General features: G+C 70.5%; 14 protein-coding genes. 3 read left to right on the top strand and 11 right to left on the bottom strand.

What is annotated here, in order from left to right:
- Positions 1–90 precede the first annotated feature (90 nt).
- The 6 genes from Pta02_RS36270 to Pta02_RS36295 all read right to left on the bottom strand — a co-directional run bounded on the left by Pta02_RS36270 (position 91) and on the right by Pta02_RS36295 (position 6,504).
- Entirely contained in the window at positions 91–1,104 is a 1,014-nt protein-coding gene (locus Pta02_RS36270) for a hemolysin family protein (RefSeq protein ID WP_203879543.1), read from the bottom strand.
- Positions 1,101–2,465 (bottom strand): hemolysin family protein, encoded by a 1,365-nt coding sequence (locus tag Pta02_RS36275; protein WP_203879544.1) that lies wholly within the window; start codon positions 2,463–2,465, stop codon positions 1,101–1,103. The genes Pta02_RS36270 and Pta02_RS36275 overlap by 4 nt, the downstream gene beginning before the upstream one ends.
- 667 nt (positions 2,466–3,132) lie before the next feature.
- Positions 3,133–4,755 carry a methyl-accepting chemotaxis protein gene (locus Pta02_RS36280; RefSeq protein ID WP_203879545.1) on the bottom strand — a complete coding sequence of 541 codons (1,623 nt, stop codon included), beginning with the start codon at positions 4,753–4,755 and terminating at the stop codon, positions 3,133–3,135.
- Between the two features lie 291 nt (positions 4,756–5,046).
- Complete coding sequence (locus tag Pta02_RS36285; RefSeq protein ID WP_203879546.1) at positions 5,047–5,376, bottom strand: hypothetical protein; 330 nt, start codon at positions 5,374–5,376, stop codon at positions 5,047–5,049.
- A complete protein-coding gene (locus tag Pta02_RS36290) occupies positions 5,373–5,693 on the bottom strand; it encodes a hypothetical protein (RefSeq protein WP_203879547.1) in 321 nt (106 codons plus the stop codon). The genes Pta02_RS36285 and Pta02_RS36290 overlap by 4 nt, the downstream gene beginning before the upstream one ends.
- A gap of 217 nt (positions 5,694–5,910) precedes the next feature.
- Entirely contained in the window at positions 5,911–6,504 is a 594-nt protein-coding gene (locus tag Pta02_RS36295; protein ID WP_203879548.1) for a TetR/AcrR family transcriptional regulator, read from the bottom strand.
- 133 nt (positions 6,505–6,637) lie between these two features.
- Here Pta02_RS36295 and Pta02_RS36300 point away from each other — a divergent pair, with 133 nt between their 5' ends.
- The 3 genes from Pta02_RS36300 (at position 6,638) to Pta02_RS36310 (ending at position 9,178) form a co-directional block, all read left to right on the top strand.
- Positions 6,638–7,438, top strand: a complete 801-nt coding sequence (locus Pta02_RS36300; RefSeq protein ID WP_203879549.1) for an alpha/beta fold hydrolase — start codon at positions 6,638–6,640, stop codon at positions 7,436–7,438.
- Between the two features lie 271 nt (positions 7,439–7,709).
- Entirely contained in the window at positions 7,710–8,447 is a 738-nt protein-coding gene (locus Pta02_RS36305) for a lytic polysaccharide monooxygenase (RefSeq protein ID WP_239131503.1), read from the top strand.
- 86 nt (positions 8,448–8,533) lie between these two features.
- Positions 8,534–9,178 (top strand): DUF305 domain-containing protein, encoded by a 645-nt coding sequence (locus tag Pta02_RS36310; protein ID WP_203879550.1) that lies wholly within the window; start codon positions 8,534–8,536, stop codon positions 9,176–9,178.
- Between the two features lie 93 nt (positions 9,179–9,271).
- On the opposite strand, the gene Pta02_RS36315 is transcribed toward Pta02_RS36310, so the two are convergent.
- The 5 genes from Pta02_RS36315 to Pta02_RS36335 form a co-directional block, all read right to left on the bottom strand.
- The gene (locus Pta02_RS36315) at positions 9,272–9,826 is read right to left on the bottom strand and encodes a hypothetical protein (RefSeq protein WP_203879551.1); all 555 of its coding nucleotides are present in this window, start codon (positions 9,824–9,826) and stop codon (positions 9,272–9,274) included.
- Positions 9,823–12,033 carry a TOMM precursor leader peptide-binding protein gene (locus tag Pta02_RS36320; protein ID WP_203879552.1) on the bottom strand — a complete coding sequence of 737 codons (2,211 nt, stop codon included), beginning with the start codon at positions 12,031–12,033 and terminating at the stop codon, positions 9,823–9,825. Before Pta02_RS36320 ends, Pta02_RS36315 begins: the two co-directional genes overlap by 4 nt.
- Positions 12,034–12,038: 5 nt before the next feature.
- Positions 12,039–13,337 (bottom strand): SagB family peptide dehydrogenase, encoded by a 1,299-nt coding sequence (locus Pta02_RS36325; protein ID WP_203879553.1) that lies wholly within the window; start codon positions 13,335–13,337, stop codon positions 12,039–12,041.
- Between the two features lie 61 nt (positions 13,338–13,398).
- Positions 13,399–13,689, bottom strand: a complete 291-nt coding sequence (locus tag Pta02_RS36330) for a Nif11-like leader peptide family natural product precursor (protein WP_203879554.1) — start codon at positions 13,687–13,689, stop codon at positions 13,399–13,401.
- Between the two features lie 193 nt (positions 13,690–13,882).
- Positions 13,883–14,989 (bottom strand): serine/threonine protein phosphatase, encoded by a 1,107-nt coding sequence (locus Pta02_RS36335; RefSeq protein ID WP_239131504.1) that lies wholly within the window; start codon positions 14,987–14,989, stop codon positions 13,883–13,885.
- Positions 14,990–15,037 lie beyond the last annotated feature (48 nt).

Genomic DNA, 15,037 nt, shown 5'->3' on the forward strand with positions numbered 1-15,037 from the left:
GACCTTCGCGCACCGCGATCTGCGGCCGGCGACGAACGCGCTCGTTACCGGCCGCAGATCGCCTCTTGGCGGCGGCTTCGGGCAGGACGTCTACGCCGTGACCAGCAGTCGGGTCAGCAGATCGTCCAGGAAGACCAGCCCGGCCGGCGCGCCGTCACCGGTCCGCACGAGCGCCAGCTGACTGCGGGCGGCGCGCAGCGCGGCGACCGCATCGGAGATCGAGGTGTCGGCGGGCAGTTCGGGCAGCCGGTAGGCCAGCTCCCGGGCCGACCTCGCCGCGCCGCGCCGGTGGGCCAGATAGGCATCGCGCACATGCACCACGCCGGCCGGACGATCGCCCTCCCAGGCCACCAGCCGGGTATGGCCGGTGCGGGCCGAGACCTCGACGATCTCCTCGGCGGATGCGGTGGCGGGCACGCCGACGATGTCGGCCACCGCCACCACCAGCGGGCCGATGCCGGTGGTCGGGGCGTGCAGGGCCTGGGTGATCACGGCGTGCTCGTCGCTTTCGATCAGCTTCAAGCGGCGCGACTCCTCCACCAGGTGCTGCAGCTGAGCGGGCGTGCGCGGGCGGGAGATCTCATCGCGCGGCCGGACCCGCACCAGGCGCAGCAGGGCGTTGCTCACCCCGTTGAGCAGCCGCAGGATCGGCCGCACCACCACGGTGAAGCCGCGAAAGGGCAGAGCCAGGATGGTGGCCGAGCGCTCGGGATGGGCGATCGCCCAGGACTTGGGCGCCATCTCGCCGATCACCATGTGCAGGAACGTCACGATGGCCAGCGCGATGACGAAGGCCACGGCGTGCGCGGCGCTCTCCGGCAGGCCGAGGGTGTGAAACAGCGGGGTCAACGATCCGGCGATCAACGGCTCGGAGACCACGCCCAGCCCCAGGGAGCACAAGGTGATGCCGAGCTGGGCGCCGGCCAGCATCAGCGACAGCTCCCGGATGCCGCTCACGGCCGCGGCGGCGGCCCGGCTGCCCTGGGCGGCGGCTCTTTCCAGCCGGTGGCGCTTGGCGGCCACCAGCGCGAACTCGGCGGCGACGAAGAAGCCGTTGCCGATCAGCAGGGCGATGGTCAGGCTCAGGCCGAGGGGCAGGTTCACGCCTGCTCGCCTCCTTCGATGCGGGCGCTGTCGTCGGCGCGGACGCCGCGCAGCCGGACCCGTCCGGGAACATGCCGGTCCAGGCTCACGACCTCGATCTCCAGGTGGGTGGGGGCGTCCTCGGCCAGGGAGGGCACCAGCTCGACGGTCAGGCGGTCGCCGATGACGGCGAAGCGCTCCAGGCGCTGCAGGATCAGGCCGCTGACGGTGTCGTAGTCGTCGGCATCCGGCAGCTCCAGGTCGGTGGCCAGGGCGACCTCGTCCAGGCGCAGGCCCGCGTCGATCTCCCAGCCTCCGTCGACCTCGGCGACCGGGGGAATCTCCAGGTCGTTTTCGTCGGCGATCTCACCGACCAGCTCCTCGGCGATGTCCTCCCAGGTGACCAGCCCGGCCAGGCCGCCGTGCTCGTCCAGCACGCAGGCGACCTCCTGGCCGCGGGTGTGCAGCTGCGCCACCAGATCGGGCAGCGGCATCGAGAACGGCACCACCAGCACCTCACAGGCGACCTTGGCGACGTCCGTGCTCGCGGCCTCCGCCGAGGGGATCGGGACCAGCTCGCGCAGGCTCACCACACCGATCACCTCATCCGGGCGGGTGCCGAGCACCGGGTAGTGGGTGTGGCCGTGGCGGGCGATGAGCTCATCCAGCTCCGTCACCGGCGCCGAGCCGGCGATGGTGACCAGATCGGCACGCGGGACCATGACTTCTGCGGCGGTGTGGTCGGCGAAGGCCAGCGCGCGCTCCAGCAGGTCGGCCTGCTCACCCGGCAGGTGACCGTAGGCCTCGGACTCGCCGATGATGTGCCCCAGCTCCTCCAGGGTGGCGCCGTGGTGCAGCTCCTCGACCGGCTCGATGCCGACGGCGCGCAGCAGCTTGTTGGCCGCCGAGTCGAACAGCCGGATGATCGGCCCGGCGATCGTCATGTAGACCAGGGTGGAGGCGGCCAGGGCGCGGGCCAGCGGTTCGGGCCGGGCCAGCGCCAGGTTCTTGGGTGCCAGCTCGCCCAGCACCATCTGGATGACGGTGGCCAGGACGAACCCGAGCACCAGGGCGACGGCGTCGACGCCGCCACCGCGAAGGCCGAGCGCCTCCAGACCGGGCGCGATCAGTTCGGCCAGCGCGGGCTTGGCGATGAAGCCGACGACCAGCGCGGTGACGGTGATGCCGAGCTGGGCGCCCGAGAGCATGAACGACAACCGCTCCATCACCGTGATCGCGCGGGCGGCTTTTCTGTCACCGGCGGCGGCCTGCTGCGACAGCACCAGCCGATCAGCGGTGACGTAGGCGAATTCCTGGGCGACGAAGTACCCGGTGGCCAACGTCAGGAGCAAAACGGCCAGCAGGCCCAAAGCGATGCTCATCGCAGGGCTCCATCCCATCTCGGGCGGGTGGTGCTATGGCTGGGGTCCGACGGCACGGACACCACCACCTCATTCCTTTCCTCGCGGCCCGGCGGGGCCGTTTCCCGGTCTCCGGCATCGCGTTGCCGCCAGAGGCCATCGATCGTGGGCGCCACGGTAGCCCAGTGCGTGGAATCGCTCTGCCGTGGGGAGCCCGTGTCGAGGTCAACGCCGCAAAATCGGCCACGGTGCCCGGATGTGAGAGGAGTCATAGCCGCCTGGTTGTTGTGGATGTCGTCGGTGCCTGCTTCTGCGATCATCCTCGCAGTCATCGTCCTCAACGCCGCCGGGCGGCCGTGGTCAACGCCGTGGACGAGCAGCGCACCACGGCCGAGCGACAGCACACCGGCGCCCAGCACCGGGCGCCTGCCTTCGCCCATCCGGTACGGCGTGCCGGGAACCGAGGCCCGATGGTGATGTCCTGTGAGAGCGGGAAGGTCAGCCGGGCCGGCGCCGTTCATACGTCCTCCCGCGGCCGGGAGGCCTGAGCAGGTGTCTGTGTGCCCGTATCAGTCGATCGATCTTCACTGGGCTCTCACCACGCCTCGGATTCCCGGCAAGCGCTGCGTCTTCGGCGAGTACGGGCCTGCCCCCATCGTGATCACGATGGGGGCAGGCCCGTACCGGCTCAGAGGCGGAAGTGGGTGACCAGCTGGGTCAGCTCGGCGGCCATGGCCGCCAGGCGCTCGGAGGCCTGCCGGGAGGTGGCCACGCCCTCGGTGGTCTGCTGGGCGGCGCCGGCCACCGCGGTCATGGTGTCGGCGATGTTGTGCACGCCGCGGGCGGCGTTGGAGACGCTGCGGCTGATCTCGCCGGTGGTGGCGGTCTGCTCCTCCACCGCCGCGGCGATGGTGGTCTGGTAGCTGCTGATGGTGCCGATGATGGTGGAGATCTTCTCGATCGCCCCGACCGCGTCGGCGGTGTCGGCCTGGATGGTCTCGATCCGCTTGGCGATGTCCTCGGTGGCCTTGGCGGTCTCCTGGGCCAGTTCCTTGACCTCGGAGGCGACCACGGCGAAGCCCTTGCCGGCGTCGCCGGCGCGGGCGGCCTCGATGGTGGCGTTCAGCGCCAGCAGGTTGGTCTGCTCGGCGATGGAGGTGATCACTTTGAGGATGTTGCCGATCTCGGCGGAGGAGACGCCCAGCTTGCCGACCACCGCGGTGGTCTGCTCGGCGGAGGCGACCGCCTGGCCGGCCACGGTGGCGGCGTCGGAGGCACCTGCGGAGATCTCCCGGATCGAGGCGCCCATCTGCTCGGAGGCGGCGGCCAGCGTGCTGACGTGCTCGGTGACCTCGCGGGCGGCCTCGCTGGCGCCGCCGGCCTGGGCCGCGGTGCCGTCGGCGGTGCCGGCCAGCTGGTCGCTGACGGCCTTCAGGCCGGCCGAGGAGGTGCCCAGGGCGGTGGCGTTGGCGTGGATGACGGAAATGGTCTGGCGCATGGTGTCGACGGCGCGATTCAGCGCAGTGGCCATGGTGCCCACCTCGTCGCGCCGCTCCAGCTCGGCGCGCTGGGTCAGATCGCCGCGGGCGAGCGCGTCCAGCACGCCGGTGACCCGGCGCAGCGGTCCGGCGATGCCGCGGGCCACCAGCCAGGCCAGCCCCAGCCCGGCGACCAGGCCGAGAGCGCCGATGACGCCCACCTGGGTGACGACGTCGCCGACGGTGTCGCGGGCATCGGCGGCATTGGCCGCGGCGGCCTTGGCCTGGGCGGCGCGCAGGTCGACAAAGCCCTCATCGATGCGCTCGGTGATCGGCTCGGCCTCGTTGAAGCCGTCCCAGAAGGCATCCAGGTTCCCGCTGTCGGCGGCGGGCATGATCTTCTCGTCGCGGATCTTCACGTACGCGACCCAGTCGGCGTACAGCCGATCCGAGGCCGCCTTGTCGGCCGTCATCGGGGCGAACGCCTCGGCGTTCTTGGCGATGGCGGCGTCGAGCGCGTGGATGTCGGCCGCGTTGGTCTTGCGGTACTCGGCATCCGACAGGTAGTAGTTGAGCACCAGGTTGCGTACCTGCAGCACCTCGGCGTGCAGCTGCGCCAGCGTCTCGATCGGGCGCACGCCACCGGTGTAGATGGCCGAGGCCTTGTCATCGGCGGTGTTGAGACCGCTGAGGCTCACCCCGATCACCAGCAGGCCGGCGGCGGCCACCGCGGCGACGGCGGCGAAGATCTTCGCGGTCAGGGGCAGGTCGCGGCCGCGGGCGGCCAGCGACCGCCGCGTCGGCGTACCCGGCAGAGGAGGAGCCGATGACATGGATATTCCTTCACGGTGAAAACGGCAGGACAACGACCACGGGCTGGCAGGGGTGCTGTTCCCATCGGCCGGTATCAGCCGGTGCTGAGGGATGGCCGGTCATCGAAACGAATCTGCCGCTGGGACCGGGAGCTTTCCGCCTCTCGACACAGTGACCCGCACGCCAGCCGCTGATCTTGTGCGGCAGATCGTCCCCCTGGCCGGAAAGGGGATGCCTGCCCCGCCCCCGCATGCCGTCGGCGATGGGCACCCGCTATAGCTACGCCTACCGTGGCCCGTCGTCGGTCTCCCTCATCCGGTACGGCGCCGTGATGGTCGCCCACCTGGCCGAGGAATCCCAGGGCGATGCCGGCGGCGCAACTGCTCGGCCAGGGCGGCCGGGTCGAGGCCGCGGCCGAGGCGCTTGTGGTCGTGCACCACCACCGTGAGGCACAGCCCGCCTGGGCCGTGGCGTTGGCTGATACTGCCGTAGGAGCGCTCGATGATAGAGGTCGAGGTGCAGGTGACGACCAGGGTGTTCAATCCGTCGACGGTGAAGGACGGGTCAGCGGGCTGCTCGATGGTGTCGAGTGCGAAGTGGGCGGTGCTGATGCGGTGATGTCGATGAACGCCACCGCTCACCGTACGACGGCGGGCGCCACCTGGCCTGGACCTGGAAGGTAGTCGACTTTCATCGTGGTGTCGGGGAAGGCCGCCGGCACCGCCGCGGCCGCGGTCTCGACCATGCCGGCCAGCAGCGGCGGATGGGCGACGGCGGGTTCCGGCCCGGCGAAGCTGCGGGACAGGTAGGCCGAGGTGGCCGGCCACTGCCGGTTCATCGCGTCCGAGACCGGCGCTCCGGACACCGATACCGGCTGGAACAGAAAGTCCCTGTTGTCCCTCTGCCGGGTCCGGATCTGGACGTAGCGGCGCCCGATGAGCTCGACCACTTCACCCATGTCCCGCGACGCGCAGTCCGCTCGCTCCACCGGTACACGGGCCGGGGCCGTGACCATGGCCGTCTCCCCTCTGCGATCCGCCATCCGGACGGCGCGAAACGGGGTGGTCCAGGTTGTTCCATATTTTCGCGAAGCGACTAGTCCTAAAACGAACTCGGAGCAGAAGCATGTCGTGGGAGACCGCCAGCGCGCAGCAGACGCCGCGCCACCAGCGAGATCAGGGCTGTTCGGGACCGACGATGCGGGCCAGCGAGCGCAGACCGGCGACGACGTCGGCACCGGTGGGGGCATGGTCGGGATCGGTGAGGCACTGCGTCATCAGGCCCACCAGCAGGGCCGACTGGACGGCGCCCAGCGTGCGTGCCGTGGTGTCGTCGACCTGACTCTCCTCGGTGCCGCTGAGGATCGCCGCCAGCCCTCGCCGCCCCTGCTCCTGGCCGCCGGCCAGATAGCGGCGCAGGTCGGTGGAGTGCTCGGCCTGGACGAGTGCTTCGATCGAGGCGAGCCACAGGGCGCGATGGGTGGAGAAGGACTCGATCACCCTGTCCCACATCGCCTCGTAGCGCTCGTCCTGGGTGGCCGCATCCGTCCCATAGGCGCTCAGGGTGCGGCCGATGTGCGTGCCCCAATCATCGATCGCCGCGATGAGCGCCGCGTTCAGCAGGGCTTCGCGGGAGCCGAAGTGGTAGCCGATGGCCGCCATGCTGACGCCGCCGGAGGCGGCCGTGATGTCGCGGATGGTGGTGCGTGCCCACCCTTTCTCCTCCAGGCAGCGGCGGGCTCCGGCGAGCAGGTCTTCGCGATTTCCCATGGGCGGATGCTAGCCGGTCGTAGAGCAGACGCGCTAGGCATACGAATTAGGCGAATGAATTAGGCAATCGTCTTGCGCAAGCGCCCAAATCTTCGTATGGTCCTCTCATCGACACCGAGCGAAGGAATCTGCGATGAACGACACGACCACAAAGGACGCCGCCCTCCGGGCCGAACTGCTCCTGGACGGCCGCCGGCTGTCCTACCTCGACTTCGGCGGCACCGGCCGCCCGCTGGTCGCGCTGCACGGGCACCTGTCGGAAGGGGCCGCCTTCACCCGCCTGGCCCAGGCACTGAGCCCCGAGTGGCGGCTGATCGCCCCCGACCAGCGCGGCCAGGGCGCCTCCGAGCGCACCGCCGACTACTCACGGGAGGGCTACCTCGCCGACATCCTGGCGCTCCTGGAGCACCTGCAGTTGGAGCGGGTCGTACTGCTCGGCCACTCCCTGGGTGCCATCAACGCCTACCAGTTCGCCGCCCGCCACCCCGAACACGTCAGCGCCCTGATCAACGTCGAGGGCGCGGCCGCACTGGGACTGGAGGGCGACAACCCCTTCGGCTTCCTGCTGACCCTGCCCTACCAGGCACCCACCCGCGACGCGCTCATCGCCGGCCTGGGCCCGGCCGCACCCCACTTCTCCGACCGGCTGCGCCAGCACCCCGACGGCAGCTGGCGGCTGCCCTTCCACCCCCAGGACATGTACCAGTCAGAAGAGCACGTGCACGGCGACCACTGGGCCGACTGGACGGCCACCACCTGCCCGGCCCTGCTGATCCACGGCATCAAGGGCGTCATCCCGCCCGAGCAGGTCCGCGCCATGGTCGAACGCCGCCCCGGCACCGTCTCGACCGAACTGGACGCCGACCACCTGATCCCCACCAGCGCCCCGGACGACTTCGCCACCGCGGTCCGCGCGTTCCTCGCCACGCTTTAACCACCGCCGGATCGAGGCCGTCTCAGCCAGGCGGAACATCCTCGGCCCACCCCCAGGCCGAGCGTGCGGGCCGTAGGCGGTGGCCCACCCCGCCGGCAACACCTCCCGCCCGGCCCCGGGGATGTCCCGTTCCAGTGGGATTCCAGCTGCGGTTTCATCGCACGCCGCCGTCCCTTTTCCTTGACAGGAGGCCACAGAAAAGTCATGCCGCCATTTACTGTTAGGAAACTTTCTTTTACATTTCTGTCAACCCCCAGCAAAGGAGTAGGACGTGCGAAAAACGATCATGCTCATCGCGGTGGCGTTGATGACCCTCGGAGCCACGGTGCTCACCGCCTCACCCGCCTCGGCCCACGGCTACATCTCCTCACCGCCGAGCCGGCAGGCCATGTGCGCCCAGGGCAAGGTCCCCAACTGCGGCGACATCATCTACGAACCCCAGAGCGTGGAAGGCCCCAAGGGCCAGCGCAGCTGCCACGGCGGGGTCGCCCGGTTCGCCCAGCTGAGTGATGAGAGCAAGCCCTGGCCCGCCACCTCGGTCGGCACCAGCGTCACGTTCAACTGGGTGCTCACCGCGCGGCACGCGACCAGCACCTGGGAGTACTACATCGGCAACAACCGCATCGCGCTCTTCAACGACAACGGCAGACAGCCCGGCGCGACGGTGTCGCACAACGTGAGCCTCGCCGGGTACAGCGGGCGGCAGAAGGTCCTGGCCATCTGGAACATCGCCGACACCGCGATGGCCTTCTACGCCTGCGTCGACCTGCAGATCGGCGGCGGCAACCCGGACCCCACACCCACCCCGACGCCGACCGTGACCCCCACCCGGACGCCCACCCCCACCCCGACCTCGACGACCCCCTCGGGAACCTGGCGGGCGGGCACCGCGTACGCGGTGGGCGCCCAGGTCACCTACGCGGGCGCAAGCTACCGCTGCCTCCAGGCGCACACGTCCCTGGCCGGCTGGGAGCCGCCGAACGTCCCGGCGCTCTGGCAGCGGCTCTGACACGGAAGGAGAGGCGGTGAGACGCCCGTCCCGAGCTGACGCCTCCGGGACGGGCGCCTGCCCACCGCGACGCCCATGACACACCCATGAACCGGACGCCCATGAGATGCCTGGCCCTGGTCCTCGCCGTCGCGGGCGTGCTGGGGACCTCCGCCTGCGGTGCCGGTGCCGTATCGCACCGCCACGCCGGACCAGCGGCCGGTGGTACGGCTCCAGCGGCCGGTCCCTTCAACGCCGCCGATGTGATGTTCCTGCAGATGATGATCCCGCACGATCGCCAGGGCGCGGAGCTGGCCACCCTGGCGGAGACCCGCTCGGCGCGCGAGCGGGTGCGCACGCTGGCCGCGGCGATCGCGGCCACCCAGGGCGACGAGGTCCGGATCATGGCCGGCTGGCTGCGGGCCTGGAGACAACCGCCGGAGGCGGAGCCGCACGCCCACGACGCGCACGGCGGCCTGCACGCCACCTCGCCCGAGGAGGCCGTGGCGCTGGCGGAGCTGCACGGGGCCGCCTTCGACACCCGCTTCCTCAACGTGCTGATCGCCCATCAGCACAACGCGGTGGACATGGCCCGCACCGAGGTGCGGACCGGTCGGAATCCGCAGGTGATGGAGCTGGCGCGGCGGATCGACCGGTCCCGTTCGGAGCAGATCCGGCAGATGCTCACCGAGCTGTCCTCCTGGGGAGTGCCAGGCCCGGCCAAGGGCCCCGGATCAGGCGGGAGACCGTGAAACCTCGGCGGCGGCGATCACACGGTGCGGTTGTGGCTGAGACCAGAGAACTGACGTCACGCGGCTGAGCAGGATGCGCTGACGCGTGCGTGGTCAGCCGAAGCAGACGGTCGCCACGGCGCACGGGAGCGTCGCCGGCGGCCGGGCGTGCGGCAGCACGCTGCCCTGGATGACCGCCACGCCGCCGTACGGGATCGGCAGCCGCACGGGGACGCCGACCGCGTCGTTCTCGACCCGTTTCAGCAGTTCACCGCCGTCGTGCCCGGCCAGGTGCGGGTAGACCTCCAGCGGTCCGAGGTCCCTGGACAGCGGGATCAGCGCGGCGTACCGGCAGTCGGGCGCGTCGCGGTGGATCCCGATGTGGTCGCCGACCCCGTAGAAGTTGTACGAGGAGGTCACCGCCGTCAGACGGGCCCCGAAGTGCTCCTGTACGAGCGAGGCCAGCACCCCGCCCCTTTGCCCGTCCAGTTCCGGGCCGGTACGCGCGTAGCGGTAGCGGGTCGGCGAGAGCAGTTGCGCGCCGTTCACCCGGTACCCCTCGACCAGCATCTGCCGCGATCCCGGGTACGCCGCGGCGGCCTCGCGTACCAGCGCCGCGACCTGCGCGTCGGTGAAGACGTCCGTGAAGGAGCGCTCCATGGCGTTCATGAGCTGATCGGCAACGGGTTGAGCTGGTCCTCGCGCAGCCGCCGCGGCAGCCACCCCAGCTTCACGGGCACGTCGTACAGACGGCCGGGCGCGAAACGCGCCCAGAAGTGCCGCAGTCCGGGGACGATCACCTTGACCACGTTCATCCCGATGCCGGGGCGGGTCTGGTCGAGGATCAGGGTCTCCATGCCGTGCGCGGCGACGATGTCCACGCAGGTCTGGATGTCGTCCCTGAGGTCGTCGCTCCACCGGCGGGCATGGTCGGAGAGCTTGGCGGGCTCCAGGCCGGGGTGGGGCAGGAGGTAGGGCTGGTTGGCGAGGGTGGCGTGCTCGTACCAGTACCGGTTGTCCGGATCGTCGGTGAAGTCCAGCGGCTCGTTCATGGTCAGGGCCATCATCTGGTTCATCTCGGTCACGGCGCGCAGCAGGGCGATCTTGGGGTCGAGGTGGGCGCCGTACCCCTGGATGATGTGCTGGTCCGGCCGGCCGACGCGCGCGGAGACCGCCGCGTACGTCGGGATGCCGAGGTCGCCGGTGAGGTCGAGCACCCACATCTCGCGCCCGCGCCGCGTGTACTCGGCGCGCACCTCGGCCAGGTACGGATCGGCCACGCTGTCCAGGTCCAGGGCGGGACGGCGCAGCCGGTTGTACCACCACACGGCCACGCCGTCGCGCTCGACCAGTTCCATGAACCCCTGCAGGATCGCCTCTTCGAGGTTGTTGCCCGAGGCGTTGCCGTTGGAGTCGCCGACGCAGAACCGGTGGCCGTCCGGCAGCGGGTAGCCGTAGTAGCAGAACGCCGTCGGCAGGTACCGCCACCGGCCCAGGCTCAGCGACCACACCGGCGTCCACTCGATCTCGCGCGACTCGTCGAAGGGCTCGGGGACCCAGGCGTAGCCGGAGTGCTCGCGGTTCCACCGCTCGCGCCCCCGGTACTGCTCGTCGCTGAACTGCAGGCAGGCCGCCGGATGCACGGCCGACTCGCCCAGGCCCGCGTACGTCGCCGACAGGCGCGGCTCGCGGCCGGTGAAGACGCCGGAGTGCCGTTCGATGGCCTCCGACAGGGCGCTGGCCTTGGCCTGCGCGTCGCTGCGCCCCTTGCCCGCGCTCTCGGTGACGAGCAGGCGGCGCAGGCTCGCCAGGTCGTGGCCGGGGCGGCCGAAACTGTGCGCGCCCGCGTACACGGTGATCAGCGGACTGCCGGTCTCGAACGCGCGCAGGTCCCGCACCACACCGGTGATCGGGCTGATCAGGTGCTCGTGGCGGCTCAGCGTCTCCTCGGGGGACACGGTACGGTGGCCGCCGTCGGTGGTGAACGTCTTCTTCCTGCTCGCCGGCACGATCGGCCGCCGGTCAGGCTCCACCTCGCCGGTACCGCACGCGCGGCAGGTCGTGTCGCGGATCAGCCGATGCCGCCGGCTGTCCAGCCCCGCGGAGTCGAGCGAGACAAGCGTGCCCCGCAGGTCGTCGGCGTCGGTGCGCAGCCAGTCGACGGCGAGCGTGGCCGCCGCGTGCACGGCCGTCTGGACGGTGGACGGCAGCGCCGCCACCGGGCTCGGGCCCGGCCGGCCCGTGCGCAGCGCCACGAACGTCTCGACCGGCCGGTTGTCCGCCAGCCGCTCTGACAGGCACCGCCAGCAGGCCGTGACCCCCGGGACCAGGATCGGGCCCAGCCACAGCACCCGGCCCACCGGCTTGACCAGCATCCAGGGGCGTCCGGTGCGCAGTGCGGCCTCGTTCCACTCGGCCAGGCGCGGGTCGAGGTAGTCGTCGGCGACGACCATGACCAGGTCGGCCGTCTCGGGGTCGGACTCGACCCGGACGTCCAGCGCCTTCAGGGCGGTCTCGAACTCGGCGGCGGGTACGGAGCCCAGCGCCGCCACGGCGATCCCACGGCCCTCCTCCGCCGGCGGGACGTCCCGCATCGACCAGTAGGCCGCCTCGGCGGGGTCGCCCTGGACCCGCTCGCACAGGTATCCCCTGCGCTCCAGGCGCGACAGCGCGAAGTGCGCCGCGACCTCGGAATAGCGCCCGGCCACGGCCTCGAGGATCTCCTGCCTGTCCCGCGTGCCGTCCAGCAGGGACGCCAGCAGCACGTACACCGATCCGGTCAGGGAGAAGGCGTCGTCCTCACTCAGCAGGAACACCGTGTCAGGCGGTAACACCTCCACCTGGAAATGCGGTTTGAACTGTGGGCGCTCAAGCATCCGGCTCACTCCTCAGCGTCACGGTCCGGCCGGGTACCCAAGGCGAACTCTCCGACGGACGTCTCAGTGAAATACGATTCTCCGAGCGCCCTGGTGAACAGCTCGGAATTGCCGCCGCCTATCGCGCACGGCGCGAGTTCGAGGGCCGTGGCGACCAGATACATGGTCTGGATGAGGCAGCCCACGTGTTTGAGGATCAGCGAGTACGCGATTCGCTGGTATTTCCAGGAAAGCCGCTGGAAACGCGCGGCGATGACGATCAGCACCTGCGGGCTCTCCGGACTGGCGGTCGCGAAGGCGGCGTCGCGCAACAACGCCTCGGCCGGTGCCGTCATTTCGCCGACCCGGCCGAGCGCGTGCTCGCGGGCGCGATAATGGTAAAGGCCGGCAGGCAGGCCGGCGCATTTCCCGGCCACGACGTATATCTCCAGCTCGTGCAGGCCGCCACCACCCGGATAGGGCCGCCGGCCGACCTCCTCCTCCCCCGCTCTGAAGACCCCGCTCAGCCTGGCCGAGCGGTGCAGGAACTCGCCGAGTTCCTCCTTGGTCAGGGGCCGCCCGCCGTGCCGCCGGATGCTCCGCCGCCGGTCGAGCACGTCGAACAGCGACGCCTGCGGCCGCTCGGCGCGGGGCGCGGGCAGGGCGACGAGCTCCCCGATCGCGGGCCGTACGGCGGGCAACGGGTCGATCTCGCCCCGGAACCTGTAGGTGCCGCCCGTGGGCCGCTCGTGCCGCCCGTCGCGCGTGGAGGTGTGGAAGAGCAGGTCGTGGAACTCCCACTGCCTGATCGCCGGGTCGCCGTCCTCGCCGTCCGGCTCGCAGACCAGGCGGGCGTGCCTGAGCAGGCGCATGACCTGTGCGTCGAGGTCCGTCTCGACGAGCTCGTCGTACGGACGCGGCGCGGCCAGACGTGCCACCAGCGCGACCGCGCGGGGGTCGGCGACGGCCACCTCCAGGTACGACAGCGGCGACCTGAGCAGCAGCGTGTCCCCGTCGCGGTGCAGGTAGGCGAAGCGTGAGAGCACATAACGAGCCTCAGGGTCCAGAGCCGGCCACTCGGTCTCGGGCCTCGCCACCGGTGTGGCCACGACGGCGCCGTCCATGATCGAGTAACGCAGCCAGCCGCCACGCGCCAGCCGCCGCATCATCATCGGCAGCCGTACGGGATCCCCGGTCAGCTGCGCCAGCGTGACGCCCCCGGCGGACAGCTCCTTCACGGCCGCGGCGAGCTCATGGCCCGCGGCGGCGATGGAGATGCGATGCCCGTCGCGCTCCAGCGTCACGACGTCGCCCTCCGACTTCATCGAAACGCCTTTGTTCAGCGACAAGTGCAAATCCCCGAACATCGCATCCCCCGTTATCGGACTAGTAGTTGCAGTACAGGGACGGCGTGCGGCAACCGCTGGCCGACGAGCAGTTCGTCGGCGGCGCGAATTGCAGCAGGTCGTGCTCCTCGAGGCCGAGCTGTCTGGCCAGTTCGTCCTCGAGTTCGGCGCTGGAGAAGACGAGGCCCCGCTCGGCGGCGAGTTTCACCGCCGCCTCCGCCAGGTCCTCGCTCGGCATTCCCCGGAGCTGCGCCCTGAGTCCGTCGTCGGTCTGGGTCAGCATCAGGAATTGCTCGGCCGGGGAGGCCATCAGCGCTGTGCCGTGCTCCATCGCGACTCCTTTCATTGAGAGTTCCAGTGCTGTCGAAGCAGAATTGAAACGACAAAAGGCGGACGAGTCTGTGCCGTTCTGCACACAACGAGAAAGCTCCTCGCCGTTCTTCGGCGAGGAGCTTCGGGGAACAGGGGTTCCACCGCTTCGGCGTGAAGCGGTTGTGCCAGGTGATCGGCCTCAACCGGGCCGGCTACCGCAAGCGCATCGCGCTCAGGGCACGCTCGATCCTCTCCTCCGGATAGCGCGTCGCCCGATCGACGCCGAACAGGTCCCAGTAGAAGTCGTTCACGGCCGCTGCCACGGGTGCGTACCGGCGGATCACCGCCGCGGCGGCCGGTGGGGCACCGACGGGGTCCGCGCCGTCCGCGCACGCGCGGATGTAGTCGTTGCGTCGTGCCGGTCCGCCGCTCTGCGGCGTCTCCACGCCGCAGACATTGGTGACGAGCCAGTTGACCAGCCGCATCAGCGCGTACCCGATGTCGTGGGTGCGGTTGCGCTCCAGGAATTCGACCTCCTGCTCGGACAGGTCGAACCGCCGGGAGGTCGCCAGCCCGAGATCGGCGATGTACAGGCGTTCGCCATCGGTGAGGATGTTGCCGAAGTGGCCGTCGAAGTGCATCAACTCCTGGTTGTTCATGAAGGCCACATCGGTGAGCAGGCACGACTCGACCATGGCGCTCGCCGCTACGGCGGCGTCCCGGCCTGCGGCCAGCCGGGCGGTGAGCCAGTCATCGAGGGTGTGGGGGATGAACTCCTGAAACAGCACGATGCCGGCCGAGGCGCCGGCAAGGGCGTGCAGACGATCCCGTACCGCCGGTGATCCGTCCCAGTACCGCACGACCGCCTCGATGTCGGCGTGCTCCTCGGTGGGCGGCGGCGCTCCCGGCAGGACCCGCCAGTGATACAGCAGCGGGAAGGCCGCACTGCGCCCGGCCAGGACCCAGTCGGTCGTCATGACGCAGGCCGCCAGCTCACGCCAGGCACCGAAACCCGGCCCGGCGATCTCGACGATTCCGTACTGGCAGAACGCGGGCACCCCGAACAGGTTCGCCGTGGACATCACGTTGCCCGGCCGGCGCTCCAGGTCGGTCAGCGCGATGCGCTTGGCGAAGACCGGCACGCCGTCGACCTCCAGCAGCACCGAGGTACCGCCGATCCCCGAGCCCAGCATCCGCGCCCGCTCCAGCGACTCGGCCAGCTGCCGATCACTGCGCAGCGCCAGCGCGCCGGCCACATCGCTGTATCTGCTGACACGCTCGGCCTGGGACATGCCCACCTGTGCATCCGGCAGCCTCAACACCCGGCACCCTTCATGATCGAATCGTCGGGTGAGACGCTACACGCA

This window comes from Paraplanobispora takensis (genome assembly GCF_016863195.1).
In the GTDB taxonomy this organism is placed as follows: Bacteria; Actinomycetota; Actinomycetes; order Streptosporangiales; family Streptosporangiaceae; genus Planobispora; species Planobispora takensis.

Coding starts and splice junctions, on each gene's coding strand:
- Pta02_RS36275 (WP_203879544.1), bottom strand. CDS start 2,465: ATGAGCATCGCTTTGGGCCTGCTGGCCGTTTTGCTCCTGACGTTGGCC.
- Pta02_RS36280 (WP_203879545.1), bottom strand. CDS start 4,755: ATGTCATCGGCTCCTCCTCTGCCGGGTACGCCGACGCGGCGGTCGCTG.
- Pta02_RS36290 (WP_203879547.1), bottom strand. CDS start 5,693: ATGGGTGAAGTGGTCGAGCTCATCGGGCGCCGCTACGTCCAGATCCGG.
- Pta02_RS36295 (WP_203879548.1), bottom strand. CDS start 6,504: ATGGGAAATCGCGAAGACCTGCTCGCCGGAGCCCGCCGCTGCCTGGAG.
- Pta02_RS36300 (WP_203879549.1), top strand. CDS start 6,638: ATGAACGACACGACCACAAAGGACGCCGCCCTCCGGGCCGAACTGCTC.
- Pta02_RS36310 (WP_203879550.1), top strand. CDS start 8,534: ATGAACCGGACGCCCATGAGATGCCTGGCCCTGGTCCTCGCCGTCGCG.
- Pta02_RS36315 (WP_203879551.1), bottom strand. CDS start 9,826: ATGAACGCCATGGAGCGCTCCTTCACGGACGTCTTCACCGACGCGCAG.
- Pta02_RS36320 (WP_203879552.1), bottom strand. CDS start 12,033: ATGCTTGAGCGCCCACAGTTCAAACCGCATTTCCAGGTGGAGGTGTTA.
- Pta02_RS36325 (WP_203879553.1), bottom strand. CDS start 13,337: ATGAAGTCGGAGGGCGACGTCGTGACGCTGGAGCGCGACGGGCATCGC.
- Pta02_RS36330 (WP_203879554.1), bottom strand. CDS start 13,689: ATGGAGCACGGCACAGCGCTGATGGCCTCCCCGGCCGAGCAATTCCTG.